1 pseudogene is annotated in these 534 nt (G+C 81.6%); it reads right to left on the minus strand.

Going from position 1 to position 534, the window contains the following annotated elements:
- Positions 1-534: pseudogene (locus DY245_RS32700) on the minus strand (PAS domain S-box protein); the annotation flags it as partial.

The raw sequence follows: 534 nt of genomic DNA on the forward strand, positions 1-534 counted from the left end.
CGGCCGGTGGGGGCCGGTGCGCCGGTCGGCCGGGGGCTCTGGGGTGCGGCGGGCGCGTCGGGCGTGCTGCCGTCCGGCGCCGGGGTGATCCCGGGCGCCGTGCCGGTCGCCGTACCGGTCTCCTCGGCCGGCTCGGTGGGCTGCGCCACCAGCCCCTCCGGGCCCGCCACGAACGTGCCGGACGACTCGGAGTCGGCCATCGCGGCCGCCGCGCGCTCCTCGGCGGCGGCCCGCCTGGCCCGCCGCCTGCCGGTCGGCTCGCCGTCCCAATCGCCTTGCGGATCGGGGGAGTTGGCGGCCGCTTCCAGCTCGTATCCGGGCTGTCCGGCGGGCGCCGTACCGTCCGGTCCCGCGGCCACCGGCCGACGCGCACGACGGCGCCCCGTCCCGGCACCGTCCTGCGGACCGGCGGCCTGCGCGGGCACCTGGTCGACGGCCGCGGGCAGCGCCGGCAGCGAGGACCGTGCGGGCTGTGCGGGCTGTGGGGTCCGGTCCGCCGCGGCGGGCGGCAGCGCGAAGGCGGTACGGGCACCG

The sequence above is a fragment of the Streptomyces inhibens genome (assembly GCF_003389455.1).
Lineage (GTDB): Bacteria > Actinomycetota > Actinomycetes > Streptomycetales > Streptomycetaceae > Streptomyces > Streptomyces inhibens.